Origin of the sequence: Flexivirga caeni (assembly GCF_003724155.1) — a bacterium.
Taxonomy (GTDB): domain Bacteria; phylum Actinomycetota; class Actinomycetes; order Actinomycetales; family Dermatophilaceae; genus Flexivirga; species Flexivirga caeni.
On record NZ_RJJQ01000004.1, the window covers coordinates 203,103 to 223,050 of the forward strand.

Here is a 19,948-nt window from a genome sequence, read left to right on the forward strand (position 1 = left end):
CGGTCTGATCGTGCGGGGATTCCGCTGTCTCGATTGACGGACGCCGAGCAATACTTCGACCTATGAGCAGCGACACGCACGACGTGCGACAGATAATCCGCGCACGACTCGCCCGTGCGCAGGAGAGTCGCTGGCCGGTGCGCGTCGGCAGATTCATTCCTGGGGCGGCTGTGCTCGCCGGGTTACGTCGTGGGCGTCGGCCGGAAGTGGACGCTCCTTGCGAGCATCGCCGAGGACCTCGCGCTGGACGGCTACGTGGCGCTCCGTACCCGCGACATCGCCCGGGTCGGTGCGCCAGTGGGTGGCGATGTGTCGACGCGGGTGCTCGCAGCACGACAGCAGTGGCCGCCGTCCGCGCCCAAGTCGGTGCCGCTCGACCGCACGGGTGCTCTGCTTCGCCGGTTCGCTGACGTCGCACCGCTACTCAGCCTCTACACCGAGACGGATGATCCCGACGAGTGTTTCGTCGGGAAGCCGGTTCGGTGGGCGGATACCGAGGTGTGCCTGCGTGAAATCAGTCCTGCGGCGCGCTGGGAGGACACCGTCTCGGTGTGGCGCTACCGCGAGATCACGCGGGTCGAGGTTGGGGACGGGTATGCCGCAGCGCTCGCCGAGGTCGGCGGAGAACCTCCGCCATACGCACCCGACGCTGAGCGGTAGTCGATGCCGGTTCAGGCGGCAGGCGCGAGCTGGCTCTTGCGGTGCCGGTAGGCCCAGCCGGGGGAGCGCAGCAGATAGGAGCAGCGGTCGGTCCAGGTGGTGGCGCGGGAGACCTCGCCGAACATGTCGACCCACTCGTGGCCGACGATCCGCAGCGGGTTGAACGTGTTGATGTTGGTCGTCAATCCGTAGACGGGCTGGGCGTTTTCGGGCTCGAAGGTGCCGAAGAGCTTGTCCCAGACGATCAAGATGCTGCCGTGGTTGCGGTCCAGGTATTCGCTATTGGTGCCGTGGTGCACGCGATGGTGGGACGGCGTGTTGAGCACGCGCTCCAGCCAGCCGATCGAGCGGATCATCTCGGTGTGGATCCAGAACTGGTAGAGCAGGTTGATCGCGCGCGCCTGGATGATGTGCTCCGGCCGCACGCCGATCAGAGCGAGCAGGCTGTAAGGGACGTAGAGGGTGATCGTGTCGCCCCACGGCTGCCGCAGCGCCGTCGACAGGTTGTAGTGCTCGCTGGAGTGATGCACCTCGTGCATCGCCCACATCCAGCGGACCTCGTGGTCGAGGCGGTGGTTCCAGTAGTAGATGAAGTCCCACCCGAGGACCGCCAAGGTCGCGACGACCGCGCTGTCGCCGAGGTCGAGCGGACTGCGTGCGAAGAACTTCTCGCCGGTCGTGCGGGCGCCCCACTCGGTGGCGACGACCAGCGCCGTCGAGGCGACTGCGACCGCGCCGACCTTGCCGGTGATGCGCTGGAGCACCGGCTTCACCTGCGGCGCAGCCGGATCGCTCGAAACCTGCGGTTGTTGCAGGGCACGGGTATCCCAGTCGGCCACGCCCGCCTCGCCGAAGTCGTCACTGCGCAGTTTGCGGACCACGTCGAGCGCGGTGGTCGCCGCCGTCGCGCCGATCGCGACGGTCATCGCGACCTTGGCGAGCTTGCCCGGGCGAGCGACCGGTCCGAGCAGCCGCTGGGAGACGTATGGCGCCACCAGGCTGCCGATCCCCATCGACAGCGACGCCATCGTGTCCTTGAACTCGTAGTCGCCGGCACGGGTGCCCGGATCGACCGGATGCTTGCGTTGCCAGGCATATTCGGCAGCCATCGCCCCCACAAACGCCGGAATCGCCAGCACCGTCAGGTCCAGTTTCATGCTGCTCAGTGTCGCCGAAAACTCGTCGCGTGGCAGGTGTTTGCGGCGTACCTTCGTGACCCGTGAGCAATGTTCTGCCACCCGGGCAACGCACCGACCTCGGGATCCTGCGGTTGCAGGGCGCGCAGGTATCCGACCGTGGCGACCATCTCGTCATACGGTCGCCGGCCAACCCCGAATTCCATTGGGGCAACTTCGTGCTCGTCACCACGGGCGACCCGGAGGACGCCGACCGCTGGCTGACGGTCTTCGCCGCGGAGTTCCCGCAGGCCGGGCACGTCGCGATCGACCTGCCCAGCCTGCCCCGCACGGATCGGTATGCCGCCCACGGCGTTTCGCTCGACACCGACACCGTCCTGACCAGCTCCGCCATACCCCGGCAACGGCCGCTCGCCGAGGGTTACATCGTCCGCGAACTCGTCACGGACGACGACTGGGAGCGGGTGGTGCACCGGGCGGTCGCCGAGAACGACGTCACGGGGGAGCAGGAGCCGGCAGGTTTCGAGCGGTTCTCCCGGGACCAGGCCGCCGCCCGCCGGGCACTCATCGCGACCGGTAACGCCGCGTTCTTCGGGGTGTTCGCCGGCGGTGACCTGGCCGCCGAGCTCGGCATCGTGCTGCTCGGCGACACGGCGCGCTACCAGTCGGTCGGCACCCAGGCCGAGCACCGCCGCAGAGGGCTGGCCGGCCACCTGCTCGGCGTTGCTGCCCGGTGGGCGGCCGATCGCGGGGCGACGGAGTGGGTGATCGTCACCGAGTCGACCAACCCGGCCGCCCGCCTTTACCGGTCAGTCGGTTTCGCTGACGCGGCGCAGACAGTGCAGGCATACCGCACACCCGGGGCCGAGGCGTCATACCGCCGGCCGCATCCGGTGACAGGATGAATCCATGACGGACACATCGAACAAAGAACTCCAGGCCGAGGCCGCGAAGGCGATCCTCAAGCGGATCAAGGGCCTTGCCCCGAAGGCGGATGCCGGCGAGTTGCGCAAGCTCGCCGACGCCTACACCGCGGTGGCGCAGCAGGAAGGGTCCGATTTCGACCCGCGCACGATCTTCGGGCGGGAGTTCAACCCGTTCGCGCGCTTCGCCGAGCGGGACGTCGACTGACGCCAGCCGAGCGTCGAGTGCCCGGTGCCCGGCCGCGGCTTCGCGGTGGCCGACCCCGGCCGGTAACATCGCGCCGGGTACGCATGCGCACGCGTCCCGTCGTCGCCATCGCCAGGAGTCGGATCCCGTGACTGCTACGCCCGCCGCCGTCATCGTCCTGTCCGCGGGGGACGGCACCCGGATGAAGTCGCGGCGCAACAAGGCCCTCCACTCGATCGGCGGCCGCACCCTGGTCGGGCACGCGGTGAGCGCCGCCGTCGGCACCGGCGCACCGCACGTCGCCGTGGTGGTGCGCGCCCAGAAGGAAGCCGTCGCCGCTGCAGCACGCGAGATCTCCGCCGACATCGTGATCGCCGAGCAGGACGACGTCTACGGCACCGGGCGGGCAGCCGAGTGTGCGCTGCTCGCGCTGCCGGACTCGCTGGCCGGCACCGTGGTCGTGACACTGGGCGACACCCCGCTGCTGACCGCCGAGACTCTGCTCGGGCTGACCGCGGAGCACGAGGCGTCGGGCGCCGCCGTCACCGTGCTGACCGGTGTGCTCGCCGACGCCAGCGGCTACGGCCGCATCGTGCGCGACGCGCGCGGCTCCGTGCGGGCGATCGTGGAGCACAAGCAGGCGACGCCGGAACAGCTGCAGATCGGCGAATTCAACTCTGGCGTCTTCGCATTCGACGTCGCGGTGCTGCGTGATGCGCTGACCGAGATCGGCATCAACGCGCAGGCCGGGGAGAAGTACCTCACCGACGTCGTCGAGGTGGTCGCCGGGCGCGGACTGCTCGTCAACGGCTACGTCCTGGACGACCTGTGGCAGACCGAGGGCGTCAACGACAAGTCCCAGCTGGCCCGGCTCGGCAAGGAGCTCAACCGCCGCGTGCTCGACGCGCTGATGCGCGAAAGCGGCGCGATCGTCATCGACCCCGACAGCACCTGGGTGGACGTCGGCGTGAGCGTGGGCGCCGACACCGTCATACATCCGGGGTGTCAGTTGCACGGCGCCACCACCATCGGCGCCGACTGCGAGATCGGCCCGGACACCACACTCACCGACACCGAGGTGCAGGACGGCGCCAGCGTGATCCGCACGGTGGCGAACGTCGCCCTCATCGGCCCAGGCGCGACCGTCGGGCCGTTCTCCTACCTGCGCCCCGGCACCGAGCTGGGCAGGGAGGGCAAGATCGGCGGCTTCGTCGAGACCAAGAATGCGCAGATCGGCGACGGCGCGAAGGTGCCGCACCTGACCTACTGCGGCGACGCGACCATCGGCGAGGGCAGCAACATCGGCGCCGGCACCATCTTCGCCAACTACGACGGCGTCACCAAGAGCCACACGAGCGTCGGCAAGCATAGCTTCGTCGGCAGCAACTCGGTCATCGTCGCGCCGGTCACGATTGCCGACGGCGTGTATGTCGGCGCCGGCTCCGCAGTCGTCAAGAGCGTCGGCCCCGGCGAACTCGCCGTCACCCGCGCACAGCAGCGCAACATCCCCGGGTGGGTCGCGCGGCGCCGGGCGGGCACCGACTCGGCGGCAGCAGCAGCCGCTGCGCTCGCCGCAGACCACCCGGACGACACCGCATCGGGCATGTCCCAGCAGGAAGGCACCGACGTATGACGACTGGCATGAAGCGCACCACGGAGAAGAACCTGATGGTGTTCTCCGGCCGGGGTCACCCGGAACTCGCCGAGGCGGTGGCGGCGGACCTGGGCACCGGCTTGGTGCCCACGGAGTTGCGCGACTTCGCCAACACCGAGATGTATGTGCGTTTCGAGGAGTCGGTCCGCGGCTGCGACGCCTTCGTCATCCAGAGCCACACCGCGCCGATCAACAAGTGGATCATGGAGCACTTGATCATGGTCGACGCGCTGAAACGGGCCAGCGCCAAGCGGATCACCGTGGTGACACCGTTCTACGGATACGCCCGGCAGGACAAGAAGTCGCGCGGTCGCGAGCCGATCAGTGCCCGGCTGATGGCGGATCTGTTCAAGACCGCCGGCGCCGACCGGCTGATGGCGGTGGATCTGCACACCGACCAGATCCAGGGCTTCTTCGACGGCCCGGTCGACCATCTGCAGGCGCTGCCGATCCTCACCGACTACGTGGCCGGCAAGTACGGCACCGAGGAGCTCACGGTCGTCTCACCGGACGCCGGCCGGATCAAGGTTGCCGAACAGTGGTCCCGGCGGCTGGGCGGCGCACCACTGGCCTTCATTCACAAGACGCGTGACGTGACCCGCGCGAACACGAGTGTCGCCAACCGGGTGATCGGCCGGGTCGAGGGCCGGACCTGCGTGCTGGTCGACGACATGATCGACTCCGGCGGCACGATCTGTCACGCGGCGGACGCGTTGCTGAACGACGGCGCCGGTAGCGTCGTCATCGCCGCGACGCACGCAATTTTCTCCGAGCCGGCCGTGCAGCGGCTGCGCGACTCGGTCGCCCGCGAGGTCGTGGTCACCGACACGCTCCCGATCACCGCGGAGAAGAAGTTCGAGAAGCTGACCGCGCTGTCGATCGCGCCGCTGCTGGGCCAGGCGATCCGCGAGGTGTTCGAGGACGGCTCGGTCACCTCGATGTTCACTCCCTGACGGCTCGCTGGTGTCCCGGAGTCGCGACCGTCGCGCTTTGGGGACGGGTTTGGTGTGGTTTGGTGTCCCGGAGTCGCGACCGTCGCGCTTTGGGGACAGTTTTCGCGAAGCTGCTGCGGGAGTATGCCCAGCGCGCGGTGGGGCGCGCGCTCGGCATACTGGGCGGGGCGCCACCACCGCTACCCCACCGCGCCGACACCGCGCCCCGCACGCCGCTCGATTTGAGTGCTGAGCGGCTCCCGGCATACCATCGACGGCGCCAGCCTCGGCGAGGGACGTTGCACGAACGTCCGTGATCGACAAGGTGTGCACCGCGGCAGTCGTTGCCGCTTCCTGCGCATGTATGTCGGCCGCTCGCGCCGCGTCCCACGTCGAGGCGACTACCTATCAGTTGCTCGACGAAGCGAGGAAAACCCATGGCACAGATCGAACTCCGCCTCAACGCGGAGCTGCGCACCGAGTTCGGCAAGGGCGCTGCCCGCCGCATCCGCCGCGACCACAAGATCCCGGCAGTGCTCTACGGGCACGGTACTGAGCCAGTGCACCTGACCCTGCCGGGCCACGACACGATGCTGGCGCTCAAGCACGTCAACGCCATCCTGACGCTCGACTTCGACGGCAAGGAGGAGCTCGCGCTGGCCAAGGACGTGCAGCGCGACCCGATCAAGCCGGTCATCGAGCATGTCGACCTGGTGATCGTCAAGCGCGGCGAGAAGGTCACCGTCGACGTGCCGGTGCACGTCGAGGGCGAGGCCGGCCCGGACACCAACGTCATCGTCGAGAACGGCACCCTGGCCGTCGAGGCTGACGTCCTGTCCATCCCGGAGCTGCTCACCGTGTCGGTCGAGGGCCTCGAGGCAGGCAGCCAGATCCTGGCCAAGGACGTCCAGCTGCCGGCCGGCGCCACCCTGGCCGCCGACGAGGACCTGCTCGTCGTGAACATCAGCCAGCAGGTCGCTGCCGAGGAGCTCGAGGACGAGCTCGCCGAGGCCGAGGAAGAAGCCGGTATCGAGAAGGACGAACCCGCCGCTGAGTCCGGCGACGAGGCCTGAGCCACCTGCCAGCACCACGCACTGCGGCCCCGCTCCGGACTTCCGGAGCGGGGCCGCAGTGCATTCGGCGCCGAGAGTCAGCTGCGCGAGATCGTCACCGACGCCCCTGCTGTGCCCAGCACGATGATCTTCGCTGTGCCGCTCTTCTTCGGGGTGAACGTGACCGTCTGCATGCCGTCATCGTCCATGTCCGGGCCGGACAGCGCGGAGTAATCCTCGGAGCCATCGGTCGAGAAGTCCGTCGGGAAATCGGTCGACGAGCCGGAGCCCAAACCGGTGGCCGAGCCGGACGGTGCGTCGTCGGTCGGGTAGCCCGACGGGTAGGCCGTTGCGTCGGTCGGAACGCCGCCATACCCCTCACCGCTGTCCTCGTAGCTCCCGGCATAGGCGAAGGAGCCGAACGACCCGTCGTCCGCCCATCCGTCCGGGGTGGCGACCGTCATCCCCACGACATCGTCGTCGCGTGCGGTCTTCGCCATCAGCGTGACCTTCTGCCCGGCCTTCACCTGCAGCCCCACGACCGCCGTGCTGTCCGCGCGCAGCTTGACCGTCACCGAGTTGCCGGAGAGCGTCGCGTCGGGCGTGAGGTTCTGCGCCACCTGCAATACGTGGAAGTAGGCGCCGACCGTGCGGTTGAACTGGTTGTCGCTGAGCTTCGCGGTCGAGATCCGCAACGACTGCAAGAGCGTCTGCTCCGGGTCGACGTGCCACCCGGCGGCGTCCTTCGTCGTGACGACACCCGGTGCGTCGATCACGTCGCCGAACGGGCCGACGGCGTCGTTCAGCGCCTGCTCCGAGCACTGCTTGGCGCGATCGGAGAGCTGCACGCAGTTGCCGTCGATCGTGCCGGACAGGTGCTCCCCGTTTGTGCCGTCAGTAGCGGTGAACGTCAAGTGCTTGATCTCCACCAGCGTCGTGCCGTCGACCACCCGGGTGCCGCACCGGGAGCGGCCCGTTCATCGTGTCGTCTTTCCGACCAGCCGTCGGTAGAGGTCGCCGATCCCGTTCCGAGCGTGTACGCCGATGCCGCCCGCAGTGAGTGCGGCGAACAGCTCGTCGAGGGTGGCGTCGCCGAGTTCGACGTCCACGGTCACGTGCCCGGCCGCGTCCGCGCCGGGTCGAGCCCGTTGGCCGGTTCGTCGAGGATCAGCAGGTCGGGCAGCCCGAGCAGCGCGCCGGCGATCGCCAGCCGCTGCTTCATGCCCTGGCTGTAGTCGCGCGCCCGCCGGTCCAGGTATGGCGTGAGCCCCGCCAGCTGTGCCGCCAGGTCGAGTTGCGCCTCGTCCGCCGGCCGGCCGCTCACTCGCCACAGCGTCTCCAGGTTGGCGCGGCCGGTCAAGTGCGGCGCGAAGCCGGGTTCCTCCAGCGCGATGCCTGCCCGGCGCAGCACCGCCGAGCCCGGCGCGACGCGCTCACCGAGCACGTATGCCGCACCGGCACTGGGCAGCGCCAGGCCCGAAATCAATTGCAGCAGAGTCGTTTTACCCGCACCGTTCGGGCCCATAAGCGCAAGCACCGCGCCACGCGGCAGGGCGAAGGTCACGTCGTCCAGCGCGACGCGCTCGCCATACCGCTTGGTGAGGCCGTGGACCCGCAGCACCGCGTCGTCGGCGACCGTCGTGACCGGTGCCCGGCGCAGCCGGTAGGCGACGATCGTTACCGTCCAGGCGACGACGAGGATCGCGGCACCGGCCAGCGGAAGTGCCGCGTCGTGCAACTAACCCCCGACGAACATGCTGCTGGACACCACCTGTCCGCCCGCTGGTCGCGGGTGAGCCGTCCGCATTCGGCCGTGTCCGTCCGGCAGGGATCTTCCGGAATGCGTTATCTTCGATGGCGATTCCGGCACCACGTGAATGGACGAGAAGTGACTGGCGAGGCACCCTGGCTGATCGTCGGTCTCGGCAACCCCGGGCCCCAGTACGCCGGCAACCGGCACAACGTGGGTGCGATGGTGATCGATCGTATGGCGCGCGATGCCGGCACCTCGTTGCGCGCGCACAAGGCGGGTGCGCTGGCAGCGTCGATCCGCCTCGCCGGGCAGCCGGTCGTCATCGCGACGCCGACGAGCTACATGAACGAGTCCGGCGGGCCAGTCGCCGGGCTGATGCGCTTCTTCAAGGCGCCGCTCGAGCGGCTGATCGTCGTCCATGACGAGCTGGACATCGAGTTCGCGACGCTGCGGCTGAAGCGCAGCGGCGGCGAAGGCGGGCACAACGGACTGAAGTCGATCAGCAAATCCGTGGGCAGCAAGGACTATCTGCGGGTGCGGGTCGGCATCGGGCGGCCGCCGGGCCGGATGGACCCCGCGGCATACGTGCTGAAGAACTTCACCGCGACCGAGCGGGCGGAGCTGGAGTTCCTCGTGCCGGAAGCCGCCGAGGCTGCGGAGCTGTTGACCGTCAAGCCGCTGAACGACGTACAGAACGTCGTGCACGCGCGGTAGGCGGCCGGTACAACTACAGTGACCGCGTGCGCCGGGTAGCTGTCGGATTGCTCTGGGTCGTGGTCGTGCTCGGCGTCCTGATCGGCGTCGGTATGGCGATCGGCGGACTGGTTTCCGGCGTGGCAGCGTCTCACCGCGCACCGCACGAGACCGCGACGGCCACGGGCATGGTCACCACTGCCGGCAAGTGCGCGGGCCGTGCCACGTCCTACGGTCGGGCCGTCTTCACCGCGGGCGGCTCGCCCTACACCGCGACGGTCGCCTGCAACACCCACAAGGGGGAGCGGGTTGCCGTGAAGTACAACCCGGCGGATCCGGCTCACAACAACGACAGGGAGAACTCCGTGCACCACTTCGTGATCGCGGGGATCGGCGCTCTGCTCGCGCTGGTCGTAGCGGGCAGGGCCGCTCCCGCACTGCTGCGCGAGCGGCGCCGCAGCATGTCGGGCAAGCGCCGGTCGCCGCGGCACGGCCGCGCATGAATGTCACGGGCACCACTTAGGCTGGCCGTATGACCGAGAGCCCTGCGCTGGGGCGCATTCACATCGAGGGGTTTGCGTCCATCGCTGACCTCACCCTCGACGTGTCCTCCCCGGTCACGGTCCTCATCGGGCCGAACGGCAGCGGCAAGTCGAACATCGTGACGGCAATCGAGCTGATCGCCAAAGTGGTCGACGGCGGTTTGCAAGATCACGTGGCGCGCAGGGGCGGGCTGGACCGGATGCTGCACGAGTCCGCGGCGGGCACCGCGAGCCAGATCGTCCTCGAGATCCGCAATGCGCCGGTGAGTGGCGAGCTGGAAAGCGGCTACCGCGCGGTCGTCTGGCCGGACGACACCGGAGAAGCTCTCCTCAGGGAGCAACTGCTCACCCGTGATGCAGCCAAGTTCGCCGTGGACCACCCGTACGACAAGGTGCTGGCAACCGCGGCGCGCGAGAGCCGCCTTGCGCAGACTTCTCGAACGGGCGGGGACCCCAGGCTGCGCGCGTTCGCCAGACACGTACTGGATGTCGTGGGGTCCTGCCGTGTCTATCACTTCGACGACGTGAGTTCGGATGCTCCACCCAAGCGGGCTTCGACGATCGGCGATGATGTCCAGTTGCGGTCGGATGCCGGCAACATTGCCGCCTATCTCCATCACGTTCGGGACTCGGATCCCTACGCGTACGACCGGATCGTGGGCGCGATACGCACCGTCACTCCGTTCTTCGGCGATTTCGTCCTCGAACCAACTGTCCCTCGTGGGGATTCGATCCGCCTCCGGTGGAGGCAGCGTGGACTCGAACGTGTCTTCACGGCGGACGAAATCAGCGATGGGACACTGCGATTCATCTGCTTGGCGACGCTGTTGCTCGGACCGGAGAGACCCGCAACGATCATCCTGGACGAGCCGGAGCTCGGCTTGCATCCCTTTGCGATCCATCAACTTGCGGCGATGGTGCGCAGCGCCTCGATCGACCGGCATCGTGTCATCCTTGCGACGCAATCGGTGACGCTGCTTTCACAGTTCACGATCGAGGAGACCGCCGTCGTCCAGCGCGGGGACGACGGGACGACTGCTGAGCGCGTCGATCCGGACTCCTTGGCCGCCTTTCTCGACGATTTCTCTCTCGGTGCGATGTGGGAGATGAATCTGCTGGGAGGGCGACCCCGACTCGGGGAGCCATCGGCATGAGGCAGACCGTCATCGTTGTCGAGGGCCAGTCGGAAGAAGCATTCGTCACCCAGGTTCTTGCTCCCCGCGCGGCGGACGCGGGGGTCTATCTGACGCCGATCGTGGTCAAGCACCTTCATGGTGGAGCTGTCGTGGGGAGGGGCGGTGGGAGCTGGAAGCACTACGAGAAGCTGCTGGCTCCGTTGATCCACCAGACCCACTGGGATCGGGTTGGTCTGATGTGCGACTTCTATGGCTATCCACCAGCAGCCCCGGGGGCGGATTGCCCAGGGGCGACGCCGCATGCTCGCAGGGAAGCCATCCACGCGTCATTGCGGCAGGCCTTCCCCGACCCGCGCTTTCGTCCATGCGTGGTCCTGCACGAATTTGAGACGCTTGTCCTGGCTGCGCTGCGAGCCGATCGAGCGCTGTTCCCCCAGACGCCCGAACTCGATCAGCTCGTCACAGACCTTGATGGATTCGATGACCTCGAGCTGGTGAACGACTCGGTAGCGACGAGCCCGTCGCATCGGATTGCCACGGCATGGCCGGAGTACCAGAAGGCGATTGATGGCATCCGCATCCTGACCCGAGCGCCCTTGTCAAGGGTGCTTTCCGAGTGCGCTACCTTCCACGGGTGGTGGGCGGAACTGGTCAGAACCGCCCCGTAACTCCGGGGCCGTACGGCTCTCAGCGACGGCGACTAGAATCAGCTGTGTCAACCCCGTCTCGCCTGCGAACGGGGCCCTTTTGCGTGTCCGCCCCGGCGGTCCCGATGCCCGAGGAGCTCACCGGTGAGCCTGCAACCCATGCTCGACCTGCTCGCGCGTGACGACGCCGTCGCGCGGTTGCTGTCGCACGTCGGCACGGCGAACGTCGTCGACATCGCATGCGCGCCCGGCGCTCGCGGTCCGGTGACGGCGCTTGTCGCGCAAGGTGGTCCGGACCGCCCGGCGCGCACCGTGCTCGCCGTCACCGCGACCGGCCGGGAAGCGCAGGACCTGGCCGCGTGCCTGCGGGGCTTCCTGCCGGCCGAGCAGGTCGTGGAGTTCCCGAGCTGGGAGACGCTGCCGCACGAGCGGCTGAGCCCACGCAGTGACACCGTCGGCCGGCGGCTCGCGGTGTTGCGCCGGCTGGCGCACCCGGACACCGAGGACGAGGCGTACGGCGAGATCGCGGTCGTCGTCGCCAGCGTGCGCGCACTGATGCAGCCGATCGCCAAGGGGCTCGGCGATCTCGCTCCGGTGTCATTGCGGGTCGGCGACGAGGCAGCGCTGCCGGATGTGGTTGCGGCGCTCGCCGGAGCGGCATACACCCGCACCGACCTGGTAGAGCGACGTGGCGAATTCGCAGTGCGCGGAGGCATTCTCGATGTCTTCCCGCCGACCGAGGAGCACCCGGTCCGCGTGGAGTTCTGGGGTGACACGGTCGAGGAGATCCGCTGGTTCAAGGTCGCCGACCAGCGCAGCCTCGACGTCGCCGAGCACGGCCTGTGGGCCCCGCCCTGCCGTGAGCTGCTGCTGACCGACGACGTGCGCGCCCGCGCGGCCACGCTGGCGACCCAGCTGCCCGGCGTGCAGGACATGCTGCTCAAGGTCGCCGAGGACATCGCCGTCGAGGGCATGGAGTCCCTCGCGCCGATCCTGCTGGCCGGGGACACCTCGGGCGGGATGGAGACCCTGCTCGACGTTCTGCCGGGCGGCACCCACATCGTGGTCAGCGACCCCGAGCGGGTCCGCCGCAGGGCACACGACCTGGTCGCGACCAGTGCCGAGTTCCTCGATGCCAGCTGGGCAAACGCCGCAGCGGGCAATGCCGTCCCGGTCGACCTGCAATCCGTGCTCGGGGCGGCGTCCTACTGGTCGATCGCCGAGCTGCGCGATCACGCACTCACCAAAGGCCTTGCCTGGTGGTCCTTTTCGTCATTCTCCAGTGACGCCGAGCTGGCGGAGTTCCAGGAGGACGACGCCCTGTCCGGCGAGCAGGTCACCATCGGCACGGCAGAGGTGCCGCTCTATCGCGGCAACACCGAGGATGCCGTCGGCGACATTCGCGACTGGGTCGCGGGCGGCAACCGTGTGCTGATCGTCACCGCCGGCCCCGGTCTGGGTCATCGCATCGGCGAGGTCCTGCGCGACCACGACATCGCGTCGCACCGCATCGACCACCTCGCGTCCGGCGCGGTCGAACTCGCCACTGGTGCCCTCGGCAGCGGATTTGCGCTGGCATCAAGTGAATTCGTGCTGCTCACGGAGAACGACCTGACCGGCTCGTCGGCGCACGGCGGCAGCACCAAGGACATGCGGCGGATGCCGTCCCGCCGGCGGAACGTCGTCGACCCCTTGCAACTGCACCCCGGCGACTACGTGGTGCACGAGCAGCACGGCGTCGGCCGTTTCGCGAAGATGATGCAGCGCACCGTCGGCGGCGCGACCCGCGAATACCTCGTCATCGACTATGCGCCAGCCAAGAAGGGTCAGCCCGCCGACCAGCTCTTCGTCCCCACCGACCAGCTCGACCAGGTCACCAGGTATGTCGGCGGGGAGCAGCCGAGCCTGAACAGGATGGGCGGATCCGACTGGCAGACAACGAAATCCCGCGCTCGACGGCATGTGCGTCAGATCGCTGCCGAGCTGATCCAGCTCTACTCCGCGCGGATGGCGACGCAGGGGCACGCCTTCGGCCCGGACACGCCGTGGCAGCGCGAGCTCGAGGACGCCTTCGCGTATGTCGAGACGCCCGACCAGGCCAGCAGCATTGACGAAGTGAAGGCCGACATGGAGAAGTCGGTGCCGATGGACCGGCTCATCTGCGGCGACGTCGGCTACGGCAAGACCGAGATCGCCATCCGGGCCGCGTTCAAGGCGATCCAGGAGGGCAAGCAGGTCGCCGTGCTGGTGCCGACGACCCTGCTGGTCAAGCAGCACCACCAGACGTTCACCGAGCGGTATGCCGGCTTCCCGGTCGTCGTGAAAGCGCTGTCCCGCTTCCAGAGCGACCGTGAAGCGCGGGAGATCATCGACGGATTGCGTTCCGGCGCAGTCGATTTGGTGATCGGCACGCACCGGCTGCTGTCGAACGAAGTGAAGTTCAAGGATCTCGGCCTGGTCGTGATCGACGAGGAACAGCGCTTCGGTGTCGAGCACAAGGAGCAGCTCAAGCAGATGCGCACAGCCGTCGACGTGCTCGCCATGTCGGCGACGCCGATCCCGCGCACGCTGGAGATGGCGGTCACCGGCATTCGCGAAATGTCCACTCTCGCAACGCCCCCCGAAGAACGCCACCCAGTGCTGACATTCGTCGGTGCCTACGAGGAGAAGCAGATCGCGGCCGCCATACGCCGTGAACTGATGCGTGAAGGGCAAGTCTTCTTCGTGCACAACAAGGTCGGCACCATCGAGAAGGCGGCGTCGCGGCTGCGCGAGCTGGTGCCGGAGGCACGCATCGCGACGGCCCACGGGAAGATGTCCGAGCACCGGCTGGAGGACGTCGTCACCGGTTTCTGGGACCGCGAGTTCGATGTGCTGGTCTGCACGACGATCATCGAGACCGGGCTGGACATCTCCAACGCCAACACGCTGATCGTGGACCGCGCCGACCAGCTCGGGCTCTCCCAGCTGCACCAGTTGCGGGGGCGCGTGGGCCGCGGCCGGGAGCGTGCCTACTCCTACTTCCTGTTCCCGCCGGAGAAGCCGCTCACCGACACCGCACACGACCGGCTGCAGACGATCGCCAGCCACACCGACCTCGGTGCGGGCATGCAGGTCGCGATGAAGGACCTGGAGATCCGTGGCGCCGGCAACCTGCTCGGCGGCGAACAGTCCGGGCACATCGCGGGTGTCGGCTTCGACCTCTACGTCCGCATGGTCGGCGAGGCCGTCGCCGATTTCCGCGGCGACGGCACCTCGGCGGCACCGACCGAGGTCAAGATCGAGCTCCCCGTGGACGCGCACCTGCCGCACGATTACGTGCCGGGGGAGCGGCTGCGGCTCGAGGCATACAAGAAGCTCGCCACGGTCGAGGACGAGGCGGCGCTGGGCGAGATCGAGGCCGAGCTGCGCGATCGGTATGGCGCCCCGCCCGAGCCGGTGCAGCACCTTTTCGAGGTGGCCAGGCTGCGCACCATCGCCCGGCAGGCCGGGATCGGCGACATCGGGGTGCAGGGCCGGATGGTGCGCTTCGGCCCGGTCGACCTGCGCGAGAGCCAGCAGCTGCGGCTGGAGCGCATCTACCGGGGCACGATGATCAAACCCGCGGTGCGTCAGATTCTGGTGCCGCAGCCGAAGACGGCGCCGGTCGGAGGCCAGCCGCTGCGCAATACCGAGGTGCTGCGCTGGGCGGCGCAGCTGATCAAGGCGATCCTGCTGGACGACATCGCCGCAGCCGGCCGGGCCTCCTGAGCGCACGGGTGGCCCAACGCGGCCACCCCCACCCAGGCACCGCCCGGCACAGTCGGTGCTGGCATGATGCAGGGTGCGCGCCGGACTCCGGCGCCGGTCAGGACATCGCAGAACGAAAGGCCGTCTCCATGCCCAGCTTCCACCGCGGACGGTTCGCCGTGGGCGCCGCAGTCGCGCTCAGCACCCTCGCACTCGCAGGTTGCGGCGCCGGCGGTGTGATGCACGACGGCTCCACCGCGCTGAAGTATGACGGCCAGACGGTGACCAGCGCACAGTTGCAGACGGCGACAGACGAGATCAACAAGGCCACCGGTTTCGGCATCGACCCGGCGAACGTGGCGCAGGTGCTTTCGATCGGGCCCGAGATCGTCAAGGTCGGCCAGGAGCACGGGGTCGTCTTTTCGGACGGCTACCTGCGCGCGAAGTACAGCAAGGCGACGCTGTCCGCAGTCGCGCTCCAAGCGCTGCGGGTCAATGACGTCTCGCAGAGTCTCCACAATGCCGGCAACCTCACCACGGCCGACACCAAGTTGATCGCTGACCAGGAAGCCACCCTGAACCCGCGCTACGGCAAATGGGTCAAGGGCGCCGGACCGGTGCAGGCGCCCGAACCCTGGATCAGCCCGACCCCGACCGGCAATGCCGCCGCCCCGGGCAACGGGCACCCCGCCGAGTGAGTGATCCGCGGCCGCTGCTGACGGTGCTGGTCACCAGCCCTCGGGTCGCCGCGGGTCTGCTGTCCCGGGATGCGTGGGACGCGCTGGCAGCGGCCGATCAGGTGCTGGCCGCCGACCCCGAAGACCCGGTGCCCGCAGCGGTCTCTGCGTCCGGCATCACGGTGACGGCTGCGCCATACGACGTGGCGGCGGAGGCCGCACGCACCCTGGTCGAGGCTGCCGGCGCCGGCCCGGTGGTCTGGATCGGCTCGCCCGACGCCGACCCCGGCCTCACCGATGCGCTCGCCGAAGAACTCACCCGGCTGGACGAGCCGCCGCAGATCGAGGTGCTCGTCGGCTCGTGGGACCTGCCGGGTGCGCGGCTGCTGGACGCCGTTGCCGTGATGGACGCGTTGCGGTCGCCGGGCGGCTGCCCGTGGGATGCGCAGCAGACGCACGAGTCGCTGGCGAAGTATCTGATCGAGGAAGCCCACGAGACGGTCGAAGCGATCGAGACCGGGGACGCCGACCACGTCGCCGAAGAACTCGGCGACGTGCTGTTGCAGGTGCTCTTCCACGCACGGATCGCCGCCGACGAGGATCCCGGCTACACCGTCGACGACGTTGCAGGACTGTTGGTGGAGAAGCTGATTCGCCGTCACCCGCACGTCTTCGGCGACGGCGACGCGAGCACGCCCGAGGAAGTCGAGCAGTCCTGGGAGCAGATCAAGGCCGCGGAGAAGTCCGACCGGGACTCCGATGACCTGCTGGCCGGCATCCCCCCGTCGTTGTCGCCGCTGCTCGTCGCCGAGAAGGTGCTCTCGCGGGCGCGACGGCGCGGCATACAGCTGTCGTATGACGCGAGCGCGGACGTCGGCGCGCAACTGCTGGCTCTGGTGGAGCGGGCCCAGGCGGAGGACGTCTCGGCGGATGCCGCGCTACGGGCGACCCTGCGCGACGTGGCGCGGAAGCGCTCGATCGCCGAGTGACGCACCTCGCACCGAGTGACGCAGGTGCTTGCCTGGAGGCCGCCGGCTACGCCGCGGTGCCGGTCTCACTCCGCTTCGTTCCGCTAGCGCTCCACTTCGCTGCATAGGCCCGGCCCGACGACGCACCCGGCGCCTGGTCGGCTCACCCTGGTCCATTGCTGGGCGGGTCGTCAGTGGTCGCCATGTCGTCGTGACCCTGGGTCGCGATCAACGCGTGGGGTCCAGCCGTCCCAGTCGCCCCACCAGCGGGTGCCATCGATCAGGAGTTGCTCCACATCGGCCGCCGCTGCGAGGAGGTCCAGCACGGTCTGCGCGTCGATGCGTCCCTGGGCCCGCTGATGGTGCAGGTCCGCGATGTCCTTCCATCGCCAGCTCCCGTCTGGCGCGATGACGATGTCGAGGCCGTGGTCGTCGGTGTCGACGCCTGCCTTCGTGCGGATGACCGGTGCCTCGAAGTTGACGTACCAGTGCCGGAAGTCGCCCTCCGGGCCGAAGAACTTCCAGACGGAGTAGCGCAGCCGCGGCCGGTAGAGCTGCAGGACGGTCGTCTCACCCCATGCGGTGCGCGGCGCCCACGGGTGCGTTCCGAACGGGTGCTCCGGGTAGGTCATCGGCATCCCGGGGTCGACACGCACGGCGAGGGTGGCACCGGTGTCGCCGACGATGGTCACCGGAGAGGTCAGCCAGGTGCGACCGTGCAGCACTTCTCGGCGCTCGATGACGGCGCCGGTTTCGAAGAGCGGCATGATGCGAGGTTACGCGGCAGGTAAGGCCCGTCGCCTTCGCCCGGGGGGAGGGGCGGCTGTCGCTGCGGGTCGCTCTGCCAAGCTCGGGGGTATGACGACGAAACCCTCGCTCGCACAAGCAATCGACGCTCGTTGCCGGCTGGCAGGTGAGTTCACCCTCCGGTCCGGGCAAGTGGCGACGGAGTACTTCGACAAGTACCTTTTCGAAGCCGACCCGCAGCTGCTGCGCCGCGTCGCGGAGGCGATGCTGCCGCTCGTGCCGCAGGACGCGAACGTCCTCGGCGGGCTCGAGCTCGGCGGGGTGCCCATCGCGACAGTCCTGAGCCAGCTCGCCGACAGGCCAACAGTTTTCGTCCGCAAGAAGGCGAAGGAGTACGGGACGTGCAAACTCGCCGAAGGCGGTTCGGTGGAGGGTAAGTATGTCGTGCTCGTCGAGGATGTCTTGACGACCGGTGGCGCGGTGCTCGCGGCGACCGATGCGCTGCGGCAGCTCGGCGCCCGAGTCGACCTGGTGCTGTGCGCCATCGATCGACGACCGCCGGCAGCGCTGGGCCTCGCGGACGCCGGGATCGAGGTCCGCTCGGTGCTCACCCGAGCTGACCTGGACGCCGTGCGTGTGCCGTCGAAAGGTCAGTAGTTGTCGCTAGAAGCCGGGTTTCGCAGCAACTACTGACCTTTCGGCGAATCGGAACCGAGTGCACCCACGCCTCAGCCCGCGAATGACGGCCTCCTCGGCGAATGACGGGGTAATCTCGCCGTCGCTCGGCGAAGAAGCCGTCACTCACGGAATTCCGGTGGCGAAGCAGCGTCGCCCCCTGCCGATCGGCGAAGGGAAACGGCGCGCTGACCCACGGCGCGACGTGCGACCATGGCCAGATGGTCTACCTGCCTGCCCACGACGCCGCGCCGGGCGCTGCGGAAGTCGCGGACCTGATCGACGCCGTACCGCTCGCGACGCTCGTGACGTCGGACGGAAATGCGTTGAGCGCCAACCATATTCCGCTGTTGCTGGAGCTGGGCGAGGGTGGCGACCGGCTGGTGGGTCACGTCGCGCGTGCCAATGAGGTATGGCGCGAGGGCAATCACGAGGGCGAGACACTGGTGGTCTTCAGCGGCGCCGAGCACTACGTGTCGCCGACCTGGTACCCGTCGAAACAAGAGCACCACCAGGTGGTGCCGACCTGGAACTATCTGGTGGCTCACGTGTATGGCGAGCTCGTCATCCACGACGACGTGCGGTGGACACGTGCCGTCGTGGCGAAGCTGACACAGCGGATGGAGCGCGGGCGGCCCGACGCCTGGCACATGGGCCAGGCACCTGCGGACTACCTGGCCGGTCAGCTGGACAAGATCGTCGGCGTCGAGCTGCGAATCTCGAGGATCGTCGGCAAGTTCAAGGTGAGTGCGGGCCGCAGCGCGGCAGATCGCGGTGGTGCCGCCGACGGCATCGAAGCGGACGCCGGTCGCTCACCGCTGGTCGACGCGATGCGCGCGGTCGAACAGCGCGGCTGAGCAAGCCCGAGCCGCAGCCTCAGCCCTGCCGCATCGCCGCAAGCCGGTGCTGCTCGAGCGCGAACTCGGTCACCCGCACCAGCGCGGCCTTCGCCGACGCCCGGTCGCGTGCGTCCACCCGCATCAGCGGAATGTGCGGCGGCAGCGCGAGCGCGTCGGCAATCTCGGCCTCGGAATGCACTCGGGTGCCGTCGAACTGGTTGACGGCGACGATGAACGGCAAGCCCTTCGCCTCGAAGTAGTCAATGGCCGAGAACGCGTCGCCGAGTCGCGCGGTGTCGACCAGCACGATCGCGCCGATGGCGCCGCGGACCAGGTCGTCCCACATGAACCAGAAACGCCGCTGGCCCGGCGTGCCGAAGAGATAGAGCACCAGGTCGTTGGCGAGCGTGATGCGCCCGAAGTCCATCGCCACGGTGGTGGTGTTCTTGTTCGGTGTCGACATGAGGTGGTCGGTGCCCTCGGACAACTGCGTCACGGTCGCCTCGGTTCGCAGCGGGATGATCTCCGAAACTGCGCCGACGAGCGTCGTCTTGCCGACGCCGAAGCCACCGGCGACAACGATCTTCGTCGACGTCGTATGACGGTGCTGGCTAGAGGTCGCGGAGTCCACGCAAGGTCCTTTCGATCAGGCTGATGCGCTCGTCGTTCGACGTGCTGTCGGTCATGGTCTGCTGCAGTTGCACGCTGCCCTCTGCGGCGAGATCGCCGACGAGGACACGCGCGACACCGAGCGCAAGGTCCGCACGGGCTGCGATCTCGGCCACGGAGAGCAGTTCGCCGGAGCACAGGTCGATGATGCGGCTGTTGGGGTCGTGCGCCGGCCAGTGCCGTGCACGCCCTTCCTCGGTGAGTTCGACGGTAGCTTCGAGCGGGACGTCCACCCGGGAGGTCGTGCGGCCTGCCGTGAACGTGTAGGGGCGGACCACACTTGCGACCGGTTCGTCGGTGTCGTCCCACTCGGGAGGATCCTCAGTCAT

At 68.5% G+C, this 19,948-nt stretch carries 22 protein-coding genes; 15 read left to right on the forward strand and 7 right to left on the reverse strand.

The window, feature by feature from the left end; translation table 11 throughout:
• Positions 1-114: 114 nt before the first annotated feature.
• Positions 115-660, forward strand: a complete 546-nt coding sequence (locus tag EFY87_RS06610) for a hypothetical protein (RefSeq protein ID WP_148043267.1) — start codon at positions 115-117, stop codon at positions 658-660.
• A gap of 11 nt (positions 661-671) precedes the next feature.
• Here the strand turns inward: EFY87_RS06610 and EFY87_RS06615 are convergent, their stop codons facing one another.
• Positions 672-1,817 carry a sterol desaturase family protein gene (locus tag EFY87_RS06615; RefSeq protein WP_123270673.1) on the reverse strand — a complete coding sequence of 382 codons (1,146 nt, stop codon included), beginning with the start codon at positions 1,815-1,817 and terminating at the stop codon, positions 672-674.
• Positions 1,818-1,879: 62 nt separating this feature from the next.
• Here EFY87_RS06615 and EFY87_RS06620 point away from each other — a divergent pair, with 62 nt between their 5' ends.
• The 5 genes from EFY87_RS06620 (at position 1,880) to EFY87_RS06635 (ending at position 6,565) form a co-directional block, all read left to right on the forward strand.
• A complete protein-coding gene (locus tag EFY87_RS06620) occupies positions 1,880-2,701 on the forward strand; it encodes a GNAT family N-acetyltransferase (RefSeq protein ID WP_123270674.1) in 822 nt (273 codons plus the stop codon).
• Between the two features lie 4 nt (positions 2,702-2,705).
• The gene (locus tag EFY87_RS20855) at positions 2,706-2,927 is read left to right on the forward strand and encodes a DUF922 domain-containing Zn-dependent protease (RefSeq protein ID WP_245988505.1); all 222 of its coding nucleotides are present in this window, start codon (positions 2,706-2,708) and stop codon (positions 2,925-2,927) included.
• A gap of 127 nt (positions 2,928-3,054) precedes the next feature.
• A complete protein-coding gene (gene glmU / locus EFY87_RS06625; RefSeq protein ID WP_281276174.1) occupies positions 3,055-4,539 on the forward strand; it encodes a bifunctional UDP-N-acetylglucosamine diphosphorylase/glucosamine-1-phosphate N-acetyltransferase GlmU in 1,485 nt (494 codons plus the stop codon).
• On the forward strand, positions 4,536-5,513 hold the full coding sequence (locus tag EFY87_RS06630; protein ID WP_123270676.1) for a ribose-phosphate diphosphokinase: 978 nt from the start codon (positions 4,536-4,538) through the stop codon (positions 5,511-5,513). The genes glmU and EFY87_RS06630 overlap by 4 nt, the downstream gene beginning before the upstream one ends.
• 416 nt (positions 5,514-5,929) lie before the next feature.
• Positions 5,930-6,565: a 50S ribosomal protein L25/general stress protein Ctc gene (locus EFY87_RS06635; protein WP_123270677.1), complete on the forward strand. Its 636-nt coding sequence runs from the start codon at positions 5,930-5,932 to the stop codon at positions 6,563-6,565.
• A 77-nt stretch (positions 6,566-6,642) separates the two neighbouring features.
• On the opposite strand, the gene EFY87_RS06640 is transcribed toward EFY87_RS06635, so the two are convergent.
• Genes EFY87_RS06640 through EFY87_RS06645 form a run of 3 tightly spaced genes read right to left on the reverse strand, consistent with a single transcriptional unit; the run spans position 6,643 to position 8,282 of the window.
• Complete coding sequence (locus EFY87_RS06640) at positions 6,643-7,494, reverse strand: hypothetical protein (protein WP_123270678.1); 852 nt, start codon at positions 7,492-7,494, stop codon at positions 6,643-6,645.
• Positions 7,495-7,521: 27 nt separating this feature from the next.
• Entirely contained in the window at positions 7,522-7,659 is a 138-nt protein-coding gene (locus tag EFY87_RS20270; RefSeq protein WP_158607533.1) for a hypothetical protein, read from the reverse strand.
• The gene (locus EFY87_RS06645) at positions 7,656-8,282 is read right to left on the reverse strand and encodes an ATP-binding cassette domain-containing protein (protein ID WP_123270679.1); all 627 of its coding nucleotides are present in this window, start codon (positions 8,280-8,282) and stop codon (positions 7,656-7,658) included. Before EFY87_RS06645 ends, EFY87_RS20270 begins: the two co-directional genes overlap by 4 nt.
• 150 nt (positions 8,283-8,432) lie before the next feature.
• On the opposite strand from EFY87_RS06645, the gene pth reads away from it, so the two are divergent.
• From pth to EFY87_RS06680, 7 genes are all read left to right on the forward strand, one after another.
• Positions 8,433-9,011: an aminoacyl-tRNA hydrolase gene (gene pth, locus EFY87_RS06650; protein ID WP_245988506.1), complete on the forward strand. Its 579-nt coding sequence runs from the start codon at positions 8,433-8,435 to the stop codon at positions 9,009-9,011.
• A gap of 26 nt (positions 9,012-9,037) precedes the next feature.
• Positions 9,038-9,493, forward strand: a complete 456-nt coding sequence (locus EFY87_RS06655) for a hypothetical protein (protein WP_148043268.1) — start codon at positions 9,038-9,040, stop codon at positions 9,491-9,493.
• A gap of 29 nt (positions 9,494-9,522) precedes the next feature.
• A complete protein-coding gene (locus EFY87_RS06660; RefSeq protein WP_123270682.1) occupies positions 9,523-10,686 on the forward strand; it encodes an AAA family ATPase in 1,164 nt (387 codons plus the stop codon).
• Positions 10,683-11,336, forward strand: a complete 654-nt coding sequence (locus EFY87_RS06665; RefSeq protein ID WP_123270683.1) for a DUF4276 family protein — start codon at positions 10,683-10,685, stop codon at positions 11,334-11,336. Before EFY87_RS06660 ends, EFY87_RS06665 begins: the two co-directional genes overlap by 4 nt.
• Positions 11,337-11,459: 123 nt before the next feature.
• Positions 11,460-15,065: a transcription-repair coupling factor gene (gene mfd, locus EFY87_RS06670; RefSeq protein WP_425459355.1), complete on the forward strand. Its 3,606-nt coding sequence runs from the start codon at positions 11,460-11,462 to the stop codon at positions 15,063-15,065.
• 128 nt (positions 15,066-15,193) lie between these two features.
• Positions 15,194-15,742 carry a YgdI/YgdR family lipoprotein gene (locus EFY87_RS06675; protein WP_123270685.1) on the forward strand — a complete coding sequence of 183 codons (549 nt, stop codon included), beginning with the start codon at positions 15,194-15,196 and terminating at the stop codon, positions 15,740-15,742.
• Positions 15,739-16,710: a nucleoside triphosphate pyrophosphohydrolase gene (locus tag EFY87_RS06680; protein ID WP_245988507.1), complete on the forward strand. Its 972-nt coding sequence runs from the start codon at positions 15,739-15,741 to the stop codon at positions 16,708-16,710. The genes EFY87_RS06675 and EFY87_RS06680 overlap by 4 nt, the downstream gene beginning before the upstream one ends.
• A 170-nt stretch (positions 16,711-16,880) precedes the next feature.
• Here the strand turns inward: EFY87_RS06680 and EFY87_RS06685 are convergent, their stop codons facing one another.
• A complete protein-coding gene (locus tag EFY87_RS06685; protein WP_123270687.1) occupies positions 16,881-17,456 on the reverse strand; it encodes a ribonuclease FAU-1 family protein in 576 nt (191 codons plus the stop codon).
• 91 nt (positions 17,457-17,547) lie between these two features.
• Between EFY87_RS06685 and pyrE the strand changes: the two genes are divergently transcribed.
• Both pyrE and EFY87_RS06695 read left to right on the forward strand, forming a co-directional pair.
• The gene (gene pyrE / locus EFY87_RS06690; protein WP_123270688.1) at positions 17,548-18,093 is read left to right on the forward strand and encodes an orotate phosphoribosyltransferase; all 546 of its coding nucleotides are present in this window, start codon (positions 17,548-17,550) and stop codon (positions 18,091-18,093) included.
• Between the two features lie 239 nt (positions 18,094-18,332).
• Positions 18,333-18,968: an FMN-binding negative transcriptional regulator gene (locus EFY87_RS06695; protein WP_123270689.1), complete on the forward strand. Its 636-nt coding sequence runs from the start codon at positions 18,333-18,335 to the stop codon at positions 18,966-18,968.
• 19 nt (positions 18,969-18,987) lie between these two features.
• Here the strand turns inward: EFY87_RS06695 and EFY87_RS06700 are convergent, their stop codons facing one another.
• The gene (locus EFY87_RS06700) at positions 18,988-19,581 is read right to left on the reverse strand and encodes a GTP-binding protein (protein WP_123270690.1); all 594 of its coding nucleotides are present in this window, start codon (positions 19,579-19,581) and stop codon (positions 18,988-18,990) included.
• On the reverse strand, positions 19,562-19,948 hold the full coding sequence (locus EFY87_RS06705; protein WP_123270691.1) for a DUF742 domain-containing protein: 387 nt from the start codon (positions 19,946-19,948) through the stop codon (positions 19,562-19,564). Before EFY87_RS06705 ends, EFY87_RS06700 begins: the two co-directional genes overlap by 20 nt.

What these genes read in the sequence shown, in the direction of transcription:
- EFY87_RS06615 (WP_123270673.1), bottom strand. Translation starts at nt 1,817, where the DNA reads ATGAAACTGGACCTGACGGTGCTGGCGATTCCGGCGTTTGTGGGGGCG.
- EFY87_RS20855 (WP_245988505.1), top strand. Translation starts at nt 2,706, where the DNA reads ATGACGGACACATCGAACAAAGAACTCCAGGCCGAGGCCGCGAAGGCG.
- EFY87_RS06630 (WP_123270676.1), top strand. Translation starts at nt 4,536, where the DNA reads ATGACGACTGGCATGAAGCGCACCACGGAGAAGAACCTGATGGTGTTC.
- EFY87_RS06635 (WP_123270677.1), top strand. Translation starts at nt 5,930, where the DNA reads ATGGCACAGATCGAACTCCGCCTCAACGCGGAGCTGCGCACCGAGTTC.
- EFY87_RS06660 (WP_123270682.1), top strand. Translation starts at nt 9,523, where the DNA reads ATGACCGAGAGCCCTGCGCTGGGGCGCATTCACATCGAGGGGTTTGCG.
- EFY87_RS06665 (WP_123270683.1), top strand. Translation starts at nt 10,683, where the DNA reads ATGAGGCAGACCGTCATCGTTGTCGAGGGCCAGTCGGAAGAAGCATTC.
- EFY87_RS06675 (WP_123270685.1), top strand. Translation starts at nt 15,194, where the DNA reads ATGCCCAGCTTCCACCGCGGACGGTTCGCCGTGGGCGCCGCAGTCGCG.
- EFY87_RS06685 (WP_123270687.1), bottom strand. Translation starts at nt 17,456, where the DNA reads ATGCCGCTCTTCGAAACCGGCGCCGTCATCGAGCGCCGAGAAGTGCTG.
- pyrE (WP_123270688.1), top strand. Translation starts at nt 17,548, where the DNA reads ATGACGACGAAACCCTCGCTCGCACAAGCAATCGACGCTCGTTGCCGG.
- EFY87_RS06695 (WP_123270689.1), top strand. Translation starts at nt 18,333, where the DNA reads ATGGTCTACCTGCCTGCCCACGACGCCGCGCCGGGCGCTGCGGAAGTC.
- EFY87_RS06705 (WP_123270691.1), bottom strand. Translation starts at nt 19,948, where the DNA reads ATGACTGAGGATCCTCCCGAGTGGGACGACACCGACGAACCGGTCGCA.